General features: G+C 60.1%; 19 protein-coding genes, 1 tRNA gene and 1 pseudogene. 9 read left to right on the plus strand and 12 right to left on the minus strand.

Annotation, left to right across the window (positions count from 1 at the left end; all coding sequences use genetic code 11):
• Positions 1-8: 8 nt before the first annotated feature.
• Both D0851_RS02170 and D0851_RS02175 read left to right on the plus strand, forming a co-directional pair.
• Positions 9-1475, plus strand: a complete 1467-nt coding sequence (locus tag D0851_RS02170; protein WP_117617147.1) for a PhnE/PtxC family ABC transporter permease — start codon at positions 9-11, stop codon at positions 1473-1475.
• A 158-nt stretch (positions 1476-1633) separates the two neighbouring features.
• Positions 1634-2203, plus strand: coding sequence for a hypothetical protein (locus D0851_RS02175; RefSeq protein ID WP_117617148.1), 570 nt, complete (start codon positions 1634-1636; stop codon positions 2201-2203).
• On the opposite strand, the gene D0851_RS02180 is transcribed toward D0851_RS02175, so the two are convergent.
• Both D0851_RS02180 and D0851_RS02185 read right to left on the minus strand, forming a co-directional pair.
• Positions 2196-2507 carry a hypothetical protein gene (locus D0851_RS02180; protein WP_117617149.1) on the minus strand — a complete coding sequence of 104 codons (312 nt, stop codon included), beginning with the start codon at positions 2505-2507 and terminating at the stop codon, positions 2196-2198. The genes D0851_RS02175 and D0851_RS02180 overlap by 8 nt on opposite strands.
• A gap of 83 nt (positions 2508-2590) precedes the next feature.
• Entirely contained in the window at positions 2591-3058 is a 468-nt protein-coding gene (locus D0851_RS02185; protein WP_117620243.1) for a hypothetical protein, read from the minus strand.
• A 131-nt stretch (positions 3059-3189) separates the two neighbouring features.
• Between D0851_RS02185 and D0851_RS02190 the strand changes: the two genes are divergently transcribed.
• Genes D0851_RS02190 through D0851_RS02200 form a run of 3 tightly spaced genes read left to right on the plus strand, consistent with a single transcriptional unit; the run spans position 3190 to position 5412 of the window.
• The gene (locus D0851_RS02190) at positions 3190-4110 is read left to right on the plus strand and encodes an ABC transporter ATP-binding protein (RefSeq protein WP_117617150.1); all 921 of its coding nucleotides are present in this window, start codon (positions 3190-3192) and stop codon (positions 4108-4110) included.
• Between the two features lie 25 nt (positions 4111-4135).
• Positions 4136-4897, plus strand: coding sequence for an ABC transporter permease (locus tag D0851_RS02195; RefSeq protein ID WP_117620244.1), 762 nt, complete (start codon positions 4136-4138; stop codon positions 4895-4897).
• A complete protein-coding gene (locus D0851_RS02200) occupies positions 4861-5412 on the plus strand; it encodes a DUF192 domain-containing protein (RefSeq protein WP_227539414.1) in 552 nt (183 codons plus the stop codon). The genes D0851_RS02195 and D0851_RS02200 overlap by 37 nt, the downstream gene beginning before the upstream one ends.
• Positions 5413-5423: 11 nt before the next feature.
• Here the strand turns inward: D0851_RS02200 and D0851_RS02205 are convergent, their stop codons facing one another.
• Positions 5424-6215: an enoyl-CoA hydratase gene (locus tag D0851_RS02205; RefSeq protein WP_117617151.1), complete on the minus strand. Its 792-nt coding sequence runs from the start codon at positions 6213-6215 to the stop codon at positions 5424-5426.
• Positions 6216-6493: 278 nt separating this feature from the next.
• On the opposite strand from D0851_RS02205, the gene D0851_RS20145 reads away from it, so the two are divergent.
• Positions 6494-6637: a hypothetical protein gene (locus tag D0851_RS20145; RefSeq protein ID WP_162893668.1), complete on the plus strand. Its 144-nt coding sequence runs from the start codon at positions 6494-6496 to the stop codon at positions 6635-6637.
• Between the two features lie 204 nt (positions 6638-6841).
• On the opposite strand, the gene pgm is transcribed toward D0851_RS20145, so the two are convergent.
• The 8 genes from pgm to D0851_RS02240 form a co-directional block, all read right to left on the minus strand.
• A complete protein-coding gene (gene pgm, locus D0851_RS02210; protein WP_117617152.1) occupies positions 6842-8488 on the minus strand; it encodes a phosphoglucomutase (alpha-D-glucose-1,6-bisphosphate-dependent) in 1647 nt (548 codons plus the stop codon).
• Positions 8485-8610 (minus strand): hypothetical protein, encoded by a 126-nt coding sequence (locus D0851_RS20770; protein WP_264756462.1) that lies wholly within the window; start codon positions 8608-8610, stop codon positions 8485-8487. The genes pgm and D0851_RS20770 overlap by 4 nt, the downstream gene beginning before the upstream one ends.
• Positions 8607-8732 carry a hypothetical protein gene (locus D0851_RS20775; RefSeq protein WP_264756463.1) on the minus strand — a complete coding sequence of 42 codons (126 nt, stop codon included), beginning with the start codon at positions 8730-8732 and terminating at the stop codon, positions 8607-8609. Before D0851_RS20775 ends, D0851_RS20770 begins: the two co-directional genes overlap by 4 nt.
• Positions 8729-10141 carry a glucose-6-phosphate dehydrogenase gene (zwf, locus tag D0851_RS02215; protein WP_205422256.1) on the minus strand — a complete coding sequence of 471 codons (1413 nt, stop codon included), beginning with the start codon at positions 10139-10141 and terminating at the stop codon, positions 8729-8731. The genes D0851_RS20775 and zwf overlap by 4 nt, the downstream gene beginning before the upstream one ends.
• Position 10142: 1 nt before the next feature.
• Positions 10143-11348 (minus strand): phosphogluconate dehydrogenase (NAD(+)-dependent, decarboxylating), encoded by a 1206-nt coding sequence (gene gnd, locus D0851_RS02220; protein WP_117617154.1) that lies wholly within the window; start codon positions 11346-11348, stop codon positions 10143-10145.
• Positions 11349-11358: 10 nt separating this feature from the next.
• Positions 11359-13467: a glycogen debranching protein gene (locus D0851_RS02225; RefSeq protein ID WP_117617155.1), complete on the minus strand. Its 2109-nt coding sequence runs from the start codon at positions 13465-13467 to the stop codon at positions 11359-11361.
• A 254-nt stretch (positions 13468-13721) separates the two neighbouring features.
• Positions 13722-13808: transfer RNA gene (locus tag D0851_RS02235), tRNA-Leu, on the minus strand.
• A gap of 89 nt (positions 13809-13897) precedes the next feature.
• Positions 13898-14527, minus strand: coding sequence for a class I SAM-dependent methyltransferase (locus tag D0851_RS02240; RefSeq protein WP_117617157.1), 630 nt, complete (start codon positions 14525-14527; stop codon positions 13898-13900).
• 184 nt (positions 14528-14711) lie between these two features.
• Here D0851_RS02240 and D0851_RS02245 point away from each other — a divergent pair.
• From D0851_RS02245 to cydC, 3 genes and pseudogenes are all read left to right on the plus strand, one after another.
• Positions 14712-14834 (plus strand): annotated as a pseudogene (locus D0851_RS02245) (cytochrome ubiquinol oxidase subunit I); the annotation flags it as partial.
• A gap of 255 nt (positions 14835-15089) precedes the next feature.
• Complete coding sequence (cydD, locus tag D0851_RS02250) at positions 15090-16799, plus strand: thiol reductant ABC exporter subunit CydD (RefSeq protein WP_117617158.1); 1710 nt, start codon at positions 15090-15092, stop codon at positions 16797-16799.
• Positions 16792-18405, plus strand: coding sequence for a thiol reductant ABC exporter subunit CydC (gene cydC / locus D0851_RS02255; RefSeq protein ID WP_117617159.1), 1614 nt, complete (start codon positions 16792-16794; stop codon positions 18403-18405). The genes cydD and cydC overlap by 8 nt, the downstream gene beginning before the upstream one ends.
• Here the strand turns inward: cydC and D0851_RS02260 are convergent.
• Positions 18402-19643, minus strand: a complete 1242-nt coding sequence (locus tag D0851_RS02260) for a saccharopine dehydrogenase family protein (RefSeq protein WP_117617160.1) — start codon at positions 19641-19643, stop codon at positions 18402-18404. The genes cydC and D0851_RS02260 overlap by 4 nt on opposite strands.
• Positions 19644-19649 lie beyond the last annotated feature (6 nt).

Genomic DNA, 19649 nt, shown 5'->3' on the forward strand with positions numbered 1-19649 from the left:
CCAGTTACATGCTTTCTTCGCCAACGGTTCGCACCAGCCTGATCTTCCTTGGCATCGCCCTGGTCGGACTGCTGTTTGCTGACATCGCCATTACGGCATCGAATCCCTGGCGGGACCTCGGCAACTTCTTTCTTGGCGTGATCACTCCGAATTTCTTCAGCAGCGAAGGCTTGATGACCGCGCTGCTGAGAACCGTTGCCTTTGCCTTTGTGGGGGTGGCGTTGGGTAGCGTTTGCGGATTTTTACTGTCGCTGGCCTACCACTTGCTGCCTGTCCGGATATTCTGTGCCTTTATCCGGGCCATCCACGAGCTTTTCTGGGCGCTCATTTTTCTTCAGTTTTTTGGATTTCACCCCCTTACCGGGGTGCTGGCGATAGCCATTCCCTACTCAGGGATTTTCGCCAAGGTCTATTCCGAGATCCTGGATGAGGCGGACCCGGAACCCGGGCGTCTGCTGCCGCCGCGCACCGGGGTTATCGCAGCGTTTCTCTACACCCGTATTCCCGAGTGCTGGGTGCAGTTGCGGACCTACACCGCCTACCGCCTGGAATGCGGCCTTCGTTCCAGCGCCATTCTCGGGTTCGTTGGCTTGCCCACGCTCGGCTTCTACCTGGAATCTTCCTTCTCCCAGGGGCTCTACTCCGATGCCGGGGCAATGCTGATCCTGTTTTACGTGTTGATTGCAACGATGCCCCTGTGGGTGAAACCAAAGCTCTTGCCGGTTTATGTTCTCGGTGCTCCATTCTTTCTGGGCGAAGGGCTGCCGATTGTCTGGGGCAATATGGAACGCTTTTTCACTAAGGACATCGTCCCCAGCCCGCTGCGGGATGGCGAGGGGCTGGCAGGCCTGCTGCCCTGGCTGAGCGACCTGATGATTAACGAGGCCCTGCCCGGCATCTGGAATACCCTGGTACTTACCCAGATCGCCCTTGTGGCTACCGGAATACTGACCCTTCTGGCTTTCCCGTTGATCTCCAATCATTTCGGCGGCCCGGTCCGGCGTACCTCCGGACATGTTTTCCTGGTGATTGCGCGTTCCACGCCGGAATACATCCTGGCCTATATTCTCCTGCAGCTCTGGGGACCGTCCATGCTGCCAGCGGTGGTGGCACTGGCGCTTCATAACGGCGGCATCATCGGCCACCTGATTGGCCGGCAGACCAACTCCATACACCTGCGCCCGGACGCGCCCACCGGTTTCAACCGTTACAGCTGGGAACTGGTTCCGCGGGTCTACCGGTCCTTCCTTGCGTTTCTTTTCTACCGGTGGGAAATCATCATGCGGGAAACCGCCATTCTCGGCATTCTTGGTATCTACACGCTGGGCTTCTATGTCGACAGTGCCATCCAGAACATCCGGTTTGATCGGGCCATGATCCTGATCCTGATCACCGCCCTTCTGAACATCGGCATTGATGCCCTGGGCCGTTACATTCGCAGGAAACTGGCCCTGCAGACCATGCCAACCTGCTGATCGGCCTGCTTTTCACGGAATGCCCGCTGCGATCCCTGTCACAGTTCCGTCATTTGAGTCAATTCTGAGCCAGGATATGGCGACAGGTTGGCGGTATTGGTCAGATACATACCGTTACAATGTAATCACCTTTTGCAACATTCCGGGTTCTGGTGACCATGGTTGACGGGTTGATTCTTCTTACTCAGGTGGGGCTGCTGGCGCTGCTTCTTTTACTGGCTTTCCGGATGTCGGCGCTGGTGCGCGCGGAACCCGTTAATTGCACGTCTCCTGTCTATGTCAGTGAGCCCCGCACCGCTGCCCGGGGAAGTTTCGGGCAGCATTCGTCCAGACCTGTTTCAGATCGGGCCCGGCTGATCACCCAGTTGCATATCCTTGCCGGCTTGCAGGAGCGGGATTGCAGGGTGAACGGCTTGGAACTGCCTGCGGCACCGGAAGTGGTGCGGGCGTATGCCGCGGCGTGGTTGTACGGTGCCGGATGCGCACTCAGCGAAAAATCCACCCGCCATTCCGGGGCGCTGGCCCGCGTGGTCGCCCAGATCGCCAGCCGTAAGACCGGCATCCCGCAACAGGAAGCCCTCCAGGCAATAAGCACATTAACCGGAAGCACCGTACTGCTGGCCTGCTTCCGGGCAGGGCTGGAAGGCGCGGAATTCTGGCGGGAAAGTCAGTACGTGCCGCCGGCGTCGAGCCTTTACGAGGCCATTACCGCCAACGCGTTTATCTAGTGGCCTGTCTCGGAGTGGTTTCAAGCACCCAGTCAGTGCCCAGGGCAACCGGTTCTGCGTGGTCCTGTTCGTCTGCCCGGGTACCGGTAATCTCTGGGTGTGTGAACCCGCCATCATCGGTATTGGCCATGCTGTCCACATCCACCGACCGCACCACGTAGGTGACGCCGCCGGCCAGCACTTTCGCCCGGTGGGTCAACCCGAAGACAAAACGGCAATAATCGAGTTTCAGCTGGATCAGATCCTGCTCGGCCTTGCGGATTTTCCTCAGCAGTACCTTCTGAACACTATCTCCGTAATCCATCACGTGCCCCCTGACATTGGCAATTTCGCCATTTTACACAATCCCGACCGCTTGTCAGCCAACCGATTCCCGGTTTGCGGCTCTCAGCGTGACTGGGCCTGAAATACCAGCTTTAGCGGAATATCACCGATCGGCTCCTGGCCCTGCTGCAGATCAATACGCCAGGTCATGGCGGAGTCCATAGTGCAGAAAGGCGCGGTAAAGCGTGCGGAATATTTGTTTTCAATGCGGTTGCCCAGAGGCACCGGATACTCCCCCATGTACATGGATTCGCCTCTCAGAACCGCCAGAAACCGCTCAGGTCGCTGCGGGGTGGTTACTGTGAGCTGGTATTCAATACCCGGCTCACCCTCCCCGGTTAATGTATCCAGAGTCGCCTCCCACTTGCCAGCGGGCGTCGTCCACTGGCAGGGCGCAGCGAGAAGATTGCACTCGGCCATGGGTTGGCCGCTCCCGCTTTGGTTAACGGCATCCCCCAGCATTCGCGGGCCGAAGACCACGGCAGCAATCAAACCCACGATCAATCCCACAACTGCTATTGCGCGTACCATAACCGCACCCTGAATTAACCAGCACGGTATTATGGTGGTTTCTCCTGCCAAGGCAAAGGTTTCTAAACTGGCGCCAGTCATGAGAAAATACGGCGCCTTCAATTGACCCATTCTGACCACAGGACACGCCCGTGCAGCCGGATATTTCCGTTAAGCACCTAAGCAAGGTTTATGATGACGGCTTCCAGGCCCTGAAAGACATCAACCTGGACATCAAGCGTGGCGAGATCTTCGCCCTGCTCGGCCCCAATGGCGCCGGCAAAACCACGCTGATCAGTATCATCTGCGGCATCGTCAACCTCTCTTCCGGCCAAGTACAAGCCGCCGGTTACGACATCGTCAAAGACTACCGCAAGGCCCGGGAAACCATTGGCCTGGTACCCCAGGAGCTGAATACCGATTCCTTCGAGACCGTCTGGAGCGCGGTGTCTTTCAGCCGTGGCCTGTTCGGCAAGCCACCGAAGCCGGCACACATCGAGAAGGTGCTGAAAGACCTGTCCCTGTGGGACAAACGCAACAATCGGATCATGTCCCTCTCGGGCGGCATGAAGCGCCGGGTGATGATTGCCAAGGCCCTGTCCCACGAGCCGCAGATCCTGTTCCTGGATGAGCCCACCGCCGGCGTTGACGTGGAATTGCGCCGGGACATGTGGGAAATGGTCCGCAAGCTCCGGGAAAACGGCGTCACCATCATCCTCACCACCCATTACATCGAAGAGGCCGAGGAAATGGCGGACCGCATCGGTGTGATCCGGGGTGGTGAGATCATCCTGGTGGAAGACAAAGCCCAGCTGATGACCAAACTGGGCAAAAAGGAACTCCGGCTCCAACTGCAGCAGAAGCTGGACAAGATGCCCGGCGAACTCATGCTGGAGCCCGTGGAACTGTCGGACGACGGTTACGAGCTGGTTTACACCTTCGATTCCCAGCAGGAACAAGCCGGCGTGGCCCGGCTGCTTCGCACACTCGGCGACCTTGGTATCGAGTACCGGGATCTGCAAACCCGGGAAAGTTCCCTCGAAGAGATTTTTGTCGGCCTGGTGCATGAATAAGCCCGCCGACCCATTGGAGAAAGGCATGAACCTTTACGGTATCCGCGCAATCTACAATTTTGAAATGGCCCGCATGAAGCGCACGGTGATGCAGAGCGTGCTTTCACCGGTGATCTCCACCTCCCTGTACTTTGTCGTTTTCGGCTCGGCCATTGGCTCACGCATGGGCGACATCAACAACATCGCCTACGGTGCCTATATCATTCCCGGCCTGGTGATGCTGTCCCTGCTGATGCAGAGCATTTCCAACGCCTCCTTCGGCATCTACATGCCCAAGTTCTCCGGCACCATCTATGAGGTGCTCTCGGCGCCGGTGTCCTACGTGGAAGTGGTGCTTGGCTACGTGGGTGCTGCGGCCACCAAGTCAGTCATCCTGGGGCTGATTATTCTGGCAACGGCGAAATTCTTTGTGGATTACGACGTGCTGCACCCCTTCTGGATGGTCTCCTTCCTGGTGCTCACCTCAATCACCTTCAGCCTGTTTGGATTCATCATCGGCATCTGGGCGGACGGGTTCGAGAAACTGCAGATTGTACCCATGATGATCGTAACGCCGCTGGTGTTCCTTGGCGGTACCTTTTACTCCATCGATATGCTGCCGGAAACCTGGCAAACCATCAGCCTGTTCAATCCTGTGGTATACCTGATCAGTGGCTTCCGCTGGGCGTTCTATGGCGTGTCCGACGTCCATGTGGGCATCAGCGTAGGCATGACCCTCGTGTTCCTGACCGCGTGCATGACAGGCATCTGGTGGATTTTCAAAACCGGCTACCGGTTGCGCTCGTGAACCCGGGAATCAGCCTGTTCCGCACGCTGAAGTACTGGGCGATACTTGCAGCCGGTCCCGCAGTGTATGGCTGCTCCCTGGGCGTAGCCGCGCCCCAGGAGGGCCTGCCGGTCATTGATGCTTGCTTTGTCTCAGAGGCAGGCTCCGTGCCCGTCCAACTGGAAGTGGCCAGCACCGCGGAACAGCGGCGAAAAGGATTGATGGGTCGAACCTCCCTGGCGCCCGATGCCGGCATGCTCTTCGAGTACCGGGAACCCAGAGACGCCGGTCACGGCTTCTGGATGTACAACACCCTGATTCCGCTGGACATCGCGTACCTGAACCGGGACGGGGTGATTGGCAGTATCCGCCAGATGGTGCCCTGCGTTTCAGCCAGTGGTTCCAGGTGCCCCAGCTACCCGGCCGGCGTGCCTTTCATCAAGGCAGTGGAGATGAACGCCGGGTTCTTCCGGAAACACCAGCTCCGGCAAGGTGATCGCCTGAACCTGAGAACGGAGAATTGCCCGGCACGTTAGCCGGGCAGGCCTCAGCTGTCCTTCCAGTCCGGCTTGCGTTTGTCCAGGAACGCACAGATACCTTCCTGGGCATCGTTCGCCATCATATTGTCCGCCATCACCTGAGAGGTGTACTCGTAGGCCTCGGCCAGTGGCATTTCCAACTGCCGGTAGAACGCCTCCTTGCCGATCTTCAGGGTATGGCCCGATTTTCCGGCAATGGTGCGGGCCAGCTTGTAGACGGCTTCATCCAAAATCTGCTCATCCACCACCTGGTTCACCAGCCCCAGGCGCTCTGCCTTCGGCGCGCTGATCAGCTCACCGGTCAGCAGCATTTCCATCGCATGCTTGCGCGACACATTCCGCGACAGCGCTACCATCGGCGTTGAACAGAACAGCCCGATATTCACCCCGGGCGTGGCAAACCGCGCGGTATCCGCCGCCACCGCAAGATCACAACTGGCCACCAGCTGACAGCCCGCCGCTGTTGCAACGCCCGCCACCCGGGCAATCACCGGCCGGGGCAGATTCACGATCTGCTGCATTACCTTGCTGCACTGGTTAAACAGTGCCAGCTGAAACTCGTGGCTATCGAACTGTTCCCGGACTTCCCGAAGATCGTGCCCGGCGCAGAACACGTTGCCATGGGCCGCCAGAACCACAACCCGGGTTTCAGAATCCGAGGCGATGGTCTCCAGCTCTTCGGACAATGCCTCCAGCATGGCCATCGAAAGGCTGTTTTTCTTACCGGGCTGGTTCAGCGTGAGTGTGGTAATGCCGTTTTCGCTGTACTTGTGGACCAGCGGTTCCGATTGTTCTGTCATGACTGCTCTCCTGTTCGAGCCCATATACGTGGCAGAGGCGGTCCGGAAGTTGTTCCCAAAATCGTGCGGAGCCAAGCGTACAGGGAAGTATTTACAGCGTATTTTGGGAACAACTTCCGACCGCCTTCTCCGAAGTCCAGGTTCCAGTATTGCCGAGACCGGCTATACTGTCGAAGCGACTTTTGTAGGGTCCACAGTTTTTCGGCTACAGGGTTGTTACAGGCCGCCGCTGCCCATAAAGTCCGTAGAGACGTCAAAAATGCCGACAGGAGCCACTCATGTGGAAATCGATCATTATCAAAGCCATCCTCGCCATTGCTATTATCGGCGGCGGCATCATGGTGATCATCAAGGACGATCCGGCAGTCCCAACCGGAGACATCAATAGGATCCAGCCACTGCCGGAGCAGAACGATCCGTAGACAGTGTTCCGACTGGTTAATTCGTCAACCTGCTGAGCCACTGGTGACTCCTTAGATGCCTTCATGTTCGCGATGTCTTGTCATTCAATAGTGTCTTTCATTGACAGGGGCGTCCACCGACAGAAACCGCACAGTGTTGATGCAAAGCTGATCGAGTGGGTCTGACATGGCCACTCCTTAACTGTGCAAATAGTGTGGCGCGCATCAATGCCCCGTCAGCGCCTGGTCGACGATGGTCTGCGCCTCGCTTAGCAGGGCACGCAGGTGGTCTTCGCCGCGAAAGCTCTCCGCGTAGATTTTGTAAATGTCCTCGGTGCCGGACGGCCGCGCGGCGAACCAGCCGCTGGCGCTGACCACCTTGATGCCGCCGATCGGGGCGTTGTTGCCAGGCGCGCGGTCGAGTATGCGGTCGATCTTCTCGCCGCCCAGTTGCGAGATCCGCACCTGTTGTGGCGAGAGTTTTGACAGCATCGCTTTTTGCGCCGGCGTGGCAGGCGCCTCGACCCGGTCATAGGCAGGTTCGCCGAACTCGCGCGTCAGCTCGCGGTAGATCTCGCCGGGATCGCGGCCCATGCGCGCGGTGATTTCCGCGGCGAGCAAAGCCGGAACGATGCCGTCTTTGTCCGTCGTCCAGACGCTGCCGTCACGACGCAGGAAGGATGCGCCCGCGCTCTCTTCGCCGCCGAAGCCGAGCAACCCGTCAAGCAGGCCATCCACAAACCATTTAAAACCGACCGGCACCTCGTAGAGCTGGCGGCCGAGCTTGGTCGTGACGCGATCAATCATCTGGCTGCTAACCACCGTCTTACCCACCGCCGCATCCTTGCTCCACTCCGGCCGATGCTGGAACAGGTAGAAAATGGAAACTGCCAGGTAATGGTTGGGCGGCAGCAAACCCGCGTTGCGGGTGACGATGCCGTGCCGGTCGTGGTCGGTGTCGCAGGCAAAAGCGATGTCGAAGCGATCCTTGAGGCCGATCAGGCTCTGCATCGCGTAGGCTGATGACGGGTCCATGCGGATCTGGCCGTCCCAGTCAACCGTCATGAAGCGGAAGGTCGGATCGACGGCTTCGTTCACCACCGTCAGATTCAAACCGTAGCGCTCGGCAATCGGTCCCCAGTAGTGAACGCCGGCGCCGCCGAGTGGATCCACGCCCATACTGATGTTCGCGCCGCGGATCGCCTCCATGTCGATCACGTTGCCGAGATCGCTCACGTAAGCGTTGAGGAAGTCGTGGCGGTGGGTGGTGGCGGCGTGCAGCGCCTTCTCCAAAGGCATTCTCTTCACGCCCTGGAGGCCGTTTTTCAGAAATCCGTTGGCTCTGGCTTCGATCCATCCGGTAACGTCCTTATCCGCCGGCCCGCCGTTGGGCGGGTTGTACTTGAAGCCGCCGCTGTCGGGCGGATTGTGCGACGGCGTGATGACAATGCCGTCCGCCAGTCCGCTAGCGCGTCCGCGGTTGTAAGAGAGAATGGCGTGAGAAATCACTGGCGTGGGCGTGTATTCGTCGTTCTCGGCAAGCATGACGTCCACCCCGTTGGCCGCCAGCACCTCGAGCGCGCTGGCGCAGGCGGGCTCGGACAGCGCATGTGTGTCGATACCCAGAAACAGTGGGCCATTGATGCCCTGCTGCACTCGGTAATCGCAAATGGCCTGACTGATGGCGAGCACATGCCCTTCGTTGAAGCTGTTTTCGAACGCGGAACCGCGATGCCCCGAGGTGCCGAACTTAACTCGCTGCTCCGGCACTGAAACATCTGGCACGTCCGAGTAATAGGCCGTAACAAGTTTAGACACATCGACCAGTACCGCTGGCGTGGCCGGCTTGCCTGCAAGGGGACTCGGCTTCATGATCGTCCGCTCCGCGGCAGGACGGTGTGCAGCACGGCGCGTTTTTCCGTCACGTTGATCGGCGGCTCTGCCAGGCGTTGCGCCGGCGCGGCCGAAACTGTGGTCAGCGTCGCGCCGCTCATGTCTGCCTGGCCTTGGTCAGCACTTCGATTTTTGAGGCGACGCGGTCCAGCAGATCGCGCGTGATGTTGTCTAGCAGCCTGTCCACGTCGAGCAGAAACACCACTTCGTTCGTCATTGTCATTTTCTCGCCTTCACCGGTATCGGGTTGTACCAGCTGCCGTCTGCCGCAATAAGCGCATCTGCTGCCTCTGGCCCCCAACTACCGGGTGGATACGCCAGAGCCCGGTGATGCGTGGTCAGAACCGGGTCAACGACCGCCCAGGCAGCCTCGAGACAATCTTCGTGGGCGAATAGCGCCCCATTACCGGCCATGGCGTCTCCCAAAAGCCGCTCATAGGGCGATTCATCTTCCGGCTGCTGATCCTGCAGGAAGAGCTCGTGCTGGTCGCCGGTGAAGTCCTTGCCTGCGCGCTTGATGCGGGCGGCCAGGGCGACGGTGGAGCCCGGGGACAGCCGGAAGCGCAGATAATTGGCCGACCCGGTCGCCGGCAGCGAATCGTCGAACAGCCGCTGCGGCGGCGGCTTCAACTCAACCAGGACCTCGGCCACCGTGGTGGGCAGACTCTTGCCCGCGCGCAGATACCACGGTACTCCCTGCCAGCGCCAGGAATCTATGAACAGCCGCAGAGCGCAGAAGGTCTCGACGTCGGACTCCTTCGCCACACCCGGCTCCTGGCGGTAACCGGCGTACTGGCCGCGCACCAGGTCGTCGGGCGCGAGCGGGCGCATGGCCCGGAACACTTTGTATTTTTCGGCGTGCACCGCGTCAAAACCCTGATAGCCCGGCGGCTCCATGGCCAGCAGTGCGAGGATCTGGAACAGGTGGTTCTGGACGACATCCCGAAGCGTGCCGGCGCTTTCGAAAAATGCGCCGCGCCCCTCCACACCGAAATCCTCGGCCAACGTGATCTGCACGCTGGCCACGTGGTCGCGGTTCCAGATCGGCTCGAGGAAGGAATTGGCGAAGCGGAAATAGAGGATATTCATGATCGCTTCCTTGCCGAGGTAGTGATCGATGCGGAAAATTGCATCTTCCGCAAACACCGAACGCAGCACGTGGTTGAGTGCCCGCGAGGAAGCCAGGTCGCGCCCGAACGGCTTTTCGACGATGACGCGGGCCTGCCCGGCCAGGTCCGCGGCACCGAGCCCCTGGGTGACTGTCTCGAACAAGGAAGGCGGGATAGCCAGGTAGTGCGCCGGTCGCCGGGCCTCGCCCAGCGCTTTCCTGAGTGCCGTGAACGTACCCGGGTCGTTGTAGTCGCCACTGACGTAGTCGAGCAGGGAGAGCAGTCTATCAAGGGCGGGTTTGTCATCGATCTTGCCGGACGCCTCGATGGCATCCCGGGCGCGCTGGCGCAGTTGCGCCGGGCTTAACCTGGAATTGGCGACGCCGACCACCGGGACGTTGAGGGTGCCGCGTTTGGCCATCGCGTAGAGCGCCGGAAAGATCTTCTTGCGGGCAAGATCACCGGTAATGCCGAACAGCACCAGTGCATCCGCCGGCGGTATGTGGTTGTGGCCGATATCCAACTCAGTGCTCCTTTTTCTTTTCATCGTGCCCGCCAAACTGCTTTCGCATCGCAGACAGCACCCGGTTGGCATAGTCGGCATCGCCACGCGAGCCAAAGCGCCCGAACAGCGCCGCGCTGATGACCGGCGCCGGCACGCCCTCGTCGATAGCCGCCAGTGCTGTCCAGCGCCCCTCACCGGAATCCGACACCCGCCCCGAGAAGCCGCGCAGATCGGCATCCTCCACCAGCGCCGCGGCCGTGAGATCGAGCAGCCATGACGCCACCACGCTGCCGCGCCGCCAGACTTCCGCGATCTCGGGCAGGTCCAGCTCGTACTGGTAATACTCGGGGTTGGGCATTGGCGCAGTCTCGGCATCACTATCATGCGCGCGCTTGCCGGCGTTGGCGTTGTGCAGGATGTTCAGGCCCTCGGCGTACGCCGCCATCAGACCGTATTCGATGCCGTTGTGGACCATCTTGACGAAGTGCCCGGCGCCGTGCGGACCGCAGTGCAGGTAGCCCTGTTCGGCGGTGCTGCCGGGCTTGTCCCGGCCAGGGGTGCGTGGCGCCGTGCCCATTCCCGGGGCCAGCGTGGCAAAAACCGGATCGAGGTGCCGGACGATGTCCTGCTCGCCACCAATCATCAGGCAAAAACCACGCTCCAGACCAGCGACGCCGCCACTGGTTCCCACATCCACATAATGCACCTCGTTCTGCTGCAGTTCGGCCGCGCGCCGGATATCGTCGCGGTAATAGGAATTGCCGCCATCGATGACGATGTCGCCCGCTTCGAGCAGCGGCGCCAGCCGTGCCAGCATCTCATCCACGACTGTCGCGGGCACCATCAGCCAGACCGCGCGCGGCGGGGTCATGCGGGCGACAAAATCCTCCAGCGACACCGAGCCGACGGCGCCTTCGTTGGCAAGTGCCTCGACGGCTTCGGGGCTACGGTTGTACACCACACATTCGTGCCCTCCCCGCAGCAGGCGCCGCACCATATTGCTGCCCATACGTCCCAGGCCTATCATTCCGATCTGCATCTTCAATCTCCTTTGTTCGGGTCTCACCCGCAGCGCATCATAATCCGCGGCATTCATTTTCGGCAGTGTCATCACAAACGCGACAATGTCCCACAGCTCCTGGTCGCTTCGGGACGGGCCCCAGGCGGGCATTCCGGTAAACCGGATGCCTTGTTTGGTCGCCCAGAACAGCTCGGCGGCGGTCATATCATTCTCTTCAAAGGTCGGCGCTTGCGGATTCAGGCCGATCGCGAACCAGCACGACCACGGTCCTGGCCGGAACGCGATAATGCATCGACGGCAACGGGCTTTCGGTGCCGGGTTCGAGAAAGTCGGACGGGCTGTCGAGGCTGGTATCGATCAGGCGCCGCCACGTGTTAGCTTCCCCCTCCTGTATCTCAAAGGTCAGTTCCTCCCACCAGGCGTTGATCATCACGTAGAGGTCGTCATCCTGCTGCGAGCCGCCGTACAGGGCAAAGGCGAGGCTGCGGGAATCACCGCCAAGGTCGGGATCCCGGCCAACCCCGTACCACTGGATATCCTCGCGCCAGAACCGGCTCCGCGCCAGCGACGGATGCGCCTTGCGAAACGCGATCATCAACTTGAAAAAACGGAAGATGTCCGGGTTGGCGTCCAGTCGGCGCCAATCGATCCAAGCCGTTTCGTTGTCCTGATTGTAAGGGTTGTTGTTGCCGGCCTGGGTGTGCATGAACTCATCCCCGGCACGGAACATGGGCGTGCCGTTCGACAGCAACAGCAGGCAGCAGAAATTCCTGATCTGTTGTTTGCGCAGTTTCATGACGTCCGGCGGCACGTCCTCATTGCCTTCCCAGCCGCAGTTCCAGCTGTGGTTTTCCGCCATGCCGTCGCTGTTGTCGTGGCCGTTAGCCCAGTTGTGCTTCTGGTTGTAGGCCACGAGGTCGTAAAGGGTGAAGCCGTCGTGCGAGGCGACGTAGTTGACACTCTGGTGGGGATGATAGGCATTCATCCGGTCATCGGGGAACAGATCGTCGCTGCCGTACAGACGACGCATCAGGGCTGGCACCATGCCGGGATCGCCCTTGACGAAGCGACGGAGATCGTCCCGGTATCTGCCGTTCCACTGGCAGGCCATGATGCCCGGGAACGCCCGGCCCAGCTGGTACACTCCGGCGGCGTCCCAGGGCTCGGCAATCAGGCGCAGCTGCGCCAGATCCGGGTCGGAGGCCATGTCGCTGAGCAGCGGCACGTCGTTGGCGTTGACCGAGCCGTCCGCTTTACGGGTAAAGAGGGACGCGAGGTCAAAGCGAAAGCCGTCGACATGCATCTCGTGGGCCCAGTGACGGGCGCTGTCCATGATCATCTTGCGGACGGCGCGGTTCGACGTATTGAGCGTGTTGCCGGTACCGGAAAAATTTTCGTAGGGTGCATCCGGCCGGTCCGCCATCAGATAGTAGGTGCTGTTGTCGATCCCCTTGTAGCTATAGACCGGGCCCATGTGATCGCCCTCGCCCGTATGATTGTAGACCACATCGAGTACCACCTCGATATTCGCCTGGTGCAGCGCCTTGATCATGTCGCGCAGCTCGTTGTGTTGCGCTTTGACCGTGTGGTTGCTGAGATAATCGTGGTGAGGGGAGAAAAAGTTCAGCGGCATGTAGCCCCAGTAGTTGCCGTCGGCGGGGTCGTACTGGAACACCGGCATCAACTCCACCACGGTGACCCCCAGATCCTTCAGGTACGGGATCTTCTCGACCAGGCCCGCATATGTTCCGCGCGCCTCGTCCCTGACGCGGGAGTTGGGGTTTTTGGTGAATCCTCCGACGTGCAGCTCGTAAATGACCGTGTCGGCCTCGTGCCGGGGGCGATGGTCGCCTTGCCAGTCGAAGCCCTCGCTGTCGCCGGCAAGCACGCCCAGCGGTGCCTTGCCGGCGTTCGAGCCAGGCCGGACGGCGGCGAGCCGGTCGAAGGCCGGGGGAAAGAACACCGACTTGGCATAGGGGTCGAGCAGGATCTTGTCGTGATCGAACGTGTGCCACTCGAAGCGGCCATCCGGTCTGGGTCCCCCGACACGATACGCGTAGTAGGCCGCGTCCTTCATTGACGTAAACGGGATACGACAATGCCAGACCCGGCCCGTTTTGTTCTTGAGGAAATCCAACCGGAATTCGAATACCGGATTGACCACATCGCTCTCGGTATAGAGTAACAACGTGACGCTCTCCGCATGTTTGGAGTAAAGCGCGAAGTTGCAGGCGCCCTCTTTTTCTATCCTGGTCGGGCCCAGGGGGAACGGAAGCCCTTCGGTCGCCGCCCACCGGGATGATGCTGTCTCCGGCGATGTCATGTTTCCCCCGATCTCACTTTCAACCCTGCATTACAAATGCGATACGCCACGTACTCAATGAGGGTCCGGCGCGCCAGCGACAATTGCCAGCACTTCTGCACGGTTTCGCCGCCCATTTCATGGTAGCTCTCGCCCGTCTTCGAGTCGAGATTCAGGAGTGGCAGTATGCCGCGCATGGGTTCATCAATGATGATCTTGGAGCGGAGGCCCGGCAAGACGCTTTGCAGGCATCAATCGCTCGAACCATAAAAATATGGTGCCCGGAGCCGGAATCGAACCGGCACAGCCTTGCGGCCGAGAGATTTTAAGTCTCTTGTGTCTACCAATTTCACCATCCGGGCATTCGGAGGGAGGTTTTGAGGGGCAGAATTGTATAAGGCTGCGTAGGGTAACGCAATTCGGATTCTGCCCTTGCTCTCTACTCCGCTGATCAGGCCTCTGCAGGCTTGATGGCCCTGCCCTTGTAGATGTAGCCGGCGATCTTCGGCGCCTTGGGAATATAGAGGTTTTCCAGCTCCAGGATTTCGAAGCCGGCGTGCCGGATCAGGTCGGCGATGTGGCGGTTCAGGTGGCAGCCGCCAGCGAGTTTCTTCCAGCCCGGGGTGATGCGGTGTTGCCATTTTCGGGTGCTGTCGTGGGGTGATTCGCCGTGCTCCAGGAACAGGAGTTCGCCGCCGGGCTTTAGCACCCGCTTCATTTGCTGGAGCGCGGTGTGCCAGTCCGGGATGGTGCACAGGGTAAAGGTGAGCAGAACGGTGTCCACGGAGTGGTCTTCCAGTGGGATTTTCTCTCCGGGCAGGTCCAGCCATTCTACCTTGACTGGAGAGCGGGCGAGATTGGTTTGGGCCTTGCGGCGCATGCCGTCTGAGGGCTCAAGGCCGTACACCATCTCTACCTGGTCGGGGTTATAGAATTCCAGGTTGATGGCGGAGCCCATACCCACTTCCAGCACCCGGCCCTTAGCGTGGGGTACTACCTGGCTGCGCAGTTTCATCACCTGGCCCATGGAACAAGCGCAGTCTATGATGTGTGGCAGTATCCGGTCCTCGTAAAAGCTCATTGGCTTGCCCTTACTTGTTTTATATCAAGGGGTGCGACAATCTGCCCTATCGGCTTTGTCGCCATGTTTAGTAGCATGACAACCATCTGCCGGTAATAACAACATAACAAAATGAGCCAAGGCAGCGGCTGAACGGGTTCGCTGGACCCGTTTATTTTGATGTGAACATTACCGGAGGGTTCCCATGGTACTTGATCCTCTCATCCTGTCGCGAATCCAGTTCGCGTTCGTGGTGTCATTTCACGCCATTTTTCCAGTGTTTACCATCGGCCTGACTTCCTGCATTGCGGTTCTCGAGGGCCTGGCCTGAATGAAGTGCCGGTTGCCATCGTCTTCTGGTCGTTTCGGATTATGATATCGTAATGCACGCTCTGGTGATCCCGGCCAGTCAGGGAGGTTGCTGATTATGGAACTGTCTGATCCGCCCCTTATCCGGGCCTTCATTACCGGCTTCGGCATCATCATTTATGTGCCATGGCAACGAGACCTGGCTGGTGCAGGGTGGTGCCGGCCTACACCGCCTGGACCGACTGGGTATTCCGGCCGCGAGGGCTACCACTAAGTGGCTGAGCCACGGGCTGACGGGGGCGGAGAGACAGCCGCCGCCAACCAGCAAGCCGTGAAGCAGTGGCTTGGGCAACTGGCCCGTGGCAACCGTCTCTGGATCCGGGGTACGGTTGCGGCGGGTGCGGTTGCCGGGCTGGCCACCATTGTCCAGATGTTCCTTCTCGCCCGGATTATTCATCTGGGTGTGACCGATAACGTTCCCGTTGCGGAACTGACTCCCCTCTTTCTTGGCCTGATTCTGGCCATCCTCATTCGCGCTATTGGCCAGGGCTTTCAGACCCGGCTTGCCGCCCGCTGCAGCGAGCAGGTGCGCCGGGATGCCCGGCGGCAGATTCACAAGCACTGGCAAGCCACTGGCCCGGTCGGGTTGGGCCAGTCTTCAGCCGGCACCCTCGCCCGGGAATGGATAGACCATGTTGAGGCCCTGCACGGCTACTTCGCCCGCTTCCTTCCGCAAATGAGCCTTTCGATGATTGTGCCTTTGCTGGTTCTGGCTCTGGTGTTCTGGCTGGATTGGCTGGCAGGGATCTTTCTTGTGCTCTCGGCCCCTTTGATTCCGGTTTTTATGGCCCTGGTGGGGATGGGCGCGGAAAAGCTGAACCAGCAGCATTTCGAGACCATCAGCCGGCTCTCCGGGCAGTTCCTGGACAAGGTTCGCGGGCTGACAACTCTTCAACTGTTTGGCCAGACCACCGGTGCCGCCGAGCTTATTCGCAAGCGGTCGGACTATTACCGGCGTATCACCATGAAAACCTTGCGGATCGCCTTCCTGTCGTCGGCGGTGCTGGAGTTCTTTGCCTCGGTTGCCATCGCGGTAATCGCGATCTATATCGGGTTTGGCCTGCTGGGTTACATCACCTATGGGCCTTCGGGGGAGCTGACGTTATTCTCGGGGCTGCTGATCCTGTTGCTGGCTCCGGAGTTCTTTCAGCCGCTGAGGACCCTCTCCCAGCACTACCATGACCGTGCCGCGGCTATGGGGGCCGGCGCGGAGATTCTTGAGCGCCTGAACAGAAAGGTGGATCGCCATCGGTCGGTTGAACTGGCGGACACAGCCGCCGCAATCGATGTGATTGAGCTGAATTCGGTGTCAAAGGTGTTCCGGGCTGACCATCAGGTTCTGAAGGAACTGTCGCTGACGATCCGGCAGGGCGACGTTATTGCCCTTACCGGTCCCTCCGGTGGCGGGAAATCCACCCTGTTGCACCTGCTGGCCGGCTTTATGGCACCGGACAGCGGTACCATCCAGCTGTTCGGCCAGACTCCCGGCAGTTTCCGGTTTGGCTGGCTGGGACAGAAAGGGTTTCTGGTTCAGGGCACATGGGCGGACAACCTTCGGCTGACCACGCCGGACGCCTCCGATATTGCCATTGCAGCTGCCCTGCGCAATGTTGGCCTGGGCCCCCTGCTGGACAGTCGGAAAGACGGAATTCACAGTACAGTGTCCGAAGACGGTCACGGCCTTTCTGGCGGGCAGGCGCGGCGCCTGAGTCTGGCCCGTATCTTCCTGGCCAATTACGATCTGATCCTGCTGGACGAGCCCACGGCGGGTCTGGACTGCGACAGTGAAGTGTTTGTGCTGGAGGCCCTGCACAAATTGGCGGTGGCTGGCAAAACCCTGATTTTTTCCACCCATCACCAGGCCTTGCTTACACTGGCCAACCGGGTGCTGCTGGTGTCCGGCGGGGAGGTTCGGGATGCGTGAACTGAAACCCTGGCTGGACCTGATCTGCAAACGCCCTGGCCGGCTTGTAATGGGTGGGTTCCTGATTCTGGCAACCCTGCTCTCCGGCATTGCCCTGCTCGCGATTTCCGGCTGGTTTATCACAGAAACGGCGCTGGTGGGACTTCTTCTGGCTGCCGGAGTTGCCGCTACCATCAATCTGTATGTGCCCGGCGGGGCCATCCGGCTCTTTGCGGTGTCCCGCACGGTGTTCCGGTATCTGGAGCGGGTGTACAACCACGATACGGTGTTGCGCTTGCTGACCGACATCCGGGTGGCGCTGTTCCGGGGACTATCTCTCGCGAGCCGGAGCCACAGGAGTGAGCTGACGGGGGCCCAATGGCTGTCAAGACTGACCAGCGATGTCGATTCCCTGGACACCCTGTATCTTCGGCTGATCGCACCAACCGCACTTGCTGCGCTGGTTTCCGTACTGGTCGTGATGCTGGCAGCGGTGCTCTTTGATTTACAGACAGCCATGCTGGTGGGCCTGGTACTGCTGGTGGCGTTCCTGATCGCTACCATCGGCGTTTATCTGCGAACCCGACACCTCTCAGCCGGGCAGAGTGACCGGCAGGAAGCCCTGCGAACCGCCGTGGTTGAACACATCGAGGGTTTTGCGGAGCTGACCGCGGCCGGAAGAACCGGAAAACATGCGGCCGGGTTGATGCGCCAGGCTCATCAGGTAACCTCAGAGCAGGCTAAGGCAGACGCCCGGATTGGCTGGCACCTGGCCGGTGCTCACCTGTTGATCAACCTTTCTGCCGTTTTCGCGCTCTGGGCCGGTTTTGCCCTGTATCAGGCCGGTACATTATCCGGGCCGGTGCTGGTTCTTTTGCCGATTGCCCTGCTCGGACTGGCAGAAGCCTACACCATGCTGCCGGATGCATTCGGCAAGCTGGGGGCGACCGTGGCCTCGGCTACACGCCTGAACCGGGATTGCCGGGCAAGTCAACCGGCTGTTCATTCCGGCGCTGTGGATCTGCCGGCGGATACCGCGCTTCTGGCAGAGAATATCACAGTAAAACATGCGGGTTACGCGCCATTGTTCAAACATTTCGAGCTTGAGGTTCAGGCCGGCGAGCGACTTGGAATCCTTGGCCATTCCGGTAGTGGCAAGTCTTCCCTGGCGGACACCTTCGCCGGGGTGCTGCCAGCACATGGCACATTCGCGTGCCAGGAACGGGTTTATCTGACCCAGAAAACCGTGCTGTTTGAGGATACTCTGAGAGCAAATCTGTTGCTGGGCTCCCCGGCGGCGAGCGATACCGACCTGTGGAGCATTCTGGAGCAGGTGGAGCTGGCGGAGCGGTTCGCTTCGGAACCGGACCAGCTTGATACCTGGCTGGGAAGCGCGGGCAGCCGGCTGTCTGGTGGTGAGGCTCGGCGGGTGGCGCTGGCGCGGGTATTGCTGAACCCTGCCCCGCTGGTGGTTCTGGATGAGCCGTTTACCGGCCTGGATGCTGAGACCCGGGCTCGAATAGCGAAACGGATGGATGGTCTTCTGGACGGGAAAACGGTAATCAGCCTGGCGCACGGGCCGGATGCCCTTCCGGGCACCGACCGCGTGATTTACCTGAGCCGCTAGCGGGTTTCAACCACCTCGAAGGTCAGGCCAGCCTTGCTGGTCAGACGTTCCATCAGTTTGCCGTCCAACAATGACGCCGGGGTCCAGAAACCGCCGGGCTGGTCTGCCGGAATATCAAAAGCCAGGCACATCCCCGCTTCGCCCAGCATCTTGCCGGTGGAACCGTAACCCGGGTCCCGATCGCCGGTCACCTTGGTGATGATGGTCTTGCCATCCTCGGTCCGGCCCACAAAGCGCAGATCGTAGAATCCGGATTTCTGGGCTTCCGGGCTTGGCCCTTCGCCGGGCTGAGGCACGAACTTCTCAACCAGCCAGCGGGTAGGCTTGATGGCAGAGGCGGTAAAGAACGCCGCCAGACCACCGATGATGGCGTAGGCAGCCAGTCGCCCCTTGGTGCCGCGGCCGGTCATCATTGCCTCGTCGTAGGTGAACTCCTTGCCGTATCGGGCATCCTGCAGCGCGTTCGAGCGATGCACCACCCGGGTATTGATGGCTCCCATCACAAACGGCGCCAGCCAGGCGTTAAAGGTTTTGTCGAACTCCGCGCCCTTCAGACTCGGCTGACGGGTTTCGGAGCGGTGCTCCGGCGGGCAGATGGAGAATGGGTTAGCCAGTTCCTTCCGCAGCTTGGGATCCGCCGCTGCTTCCTTCGCCACGTTCATCATGGAGGCCACAGTGCCACCGGAGAACTCGCCTTTGGCCGTCTTCACCCGCATGCGGACATCGCGACAGGGCTCACCAAAGACCTGCTCTGCCTGGTTCTGCAGGAACCAGACACCCATATCGGACGGAATGGAGTCGAAACCGCAACAGTGAACAATGCGGGCGCCGGAGGACCTGGCTTCCTCCTCGTAGCGCTCCACCATTTTACGGATCCACTGCACTTCGCCGGTCAGGTCGCAGTAATCGGTCCCGGTGCGTACGCAGGTCTGCACCAGCGGCTCACCGTACAGAGCGTAGGGGCCGACGGTGGAAATGATGACACGGGTCTGTTCGCACATGGCCTGAAGCGCCGCCTCATCAGAGGCATCGGCCAGAATCACCGGCAGATCTTTCGCGGTGTTACCCAGTTCGGATTTCAGGGTATTCAGTTTGCTCTCGGAGCGCCCGGCAATCGCCCATTTCACCGACTGACCCACTCCGTAGGTGTCGAGCAGGTAACGGGTAAGAATCTGGCCGACAAAACTGGTGGCACCAAACACCACCAGATCATGGGTCGTTTCTGCGGATTTAGTCATTGATCT

The organism is Marinobacter sp. Arc7-DN-1, from assembly GCF_003441595.1.
Lineage (GTDB): Bacteria > Pseudomonadota > Gammaproteobacteria > Pseudomonadales > Oleiphilaceae > Marinobacter > Marinobacter metalliresistant.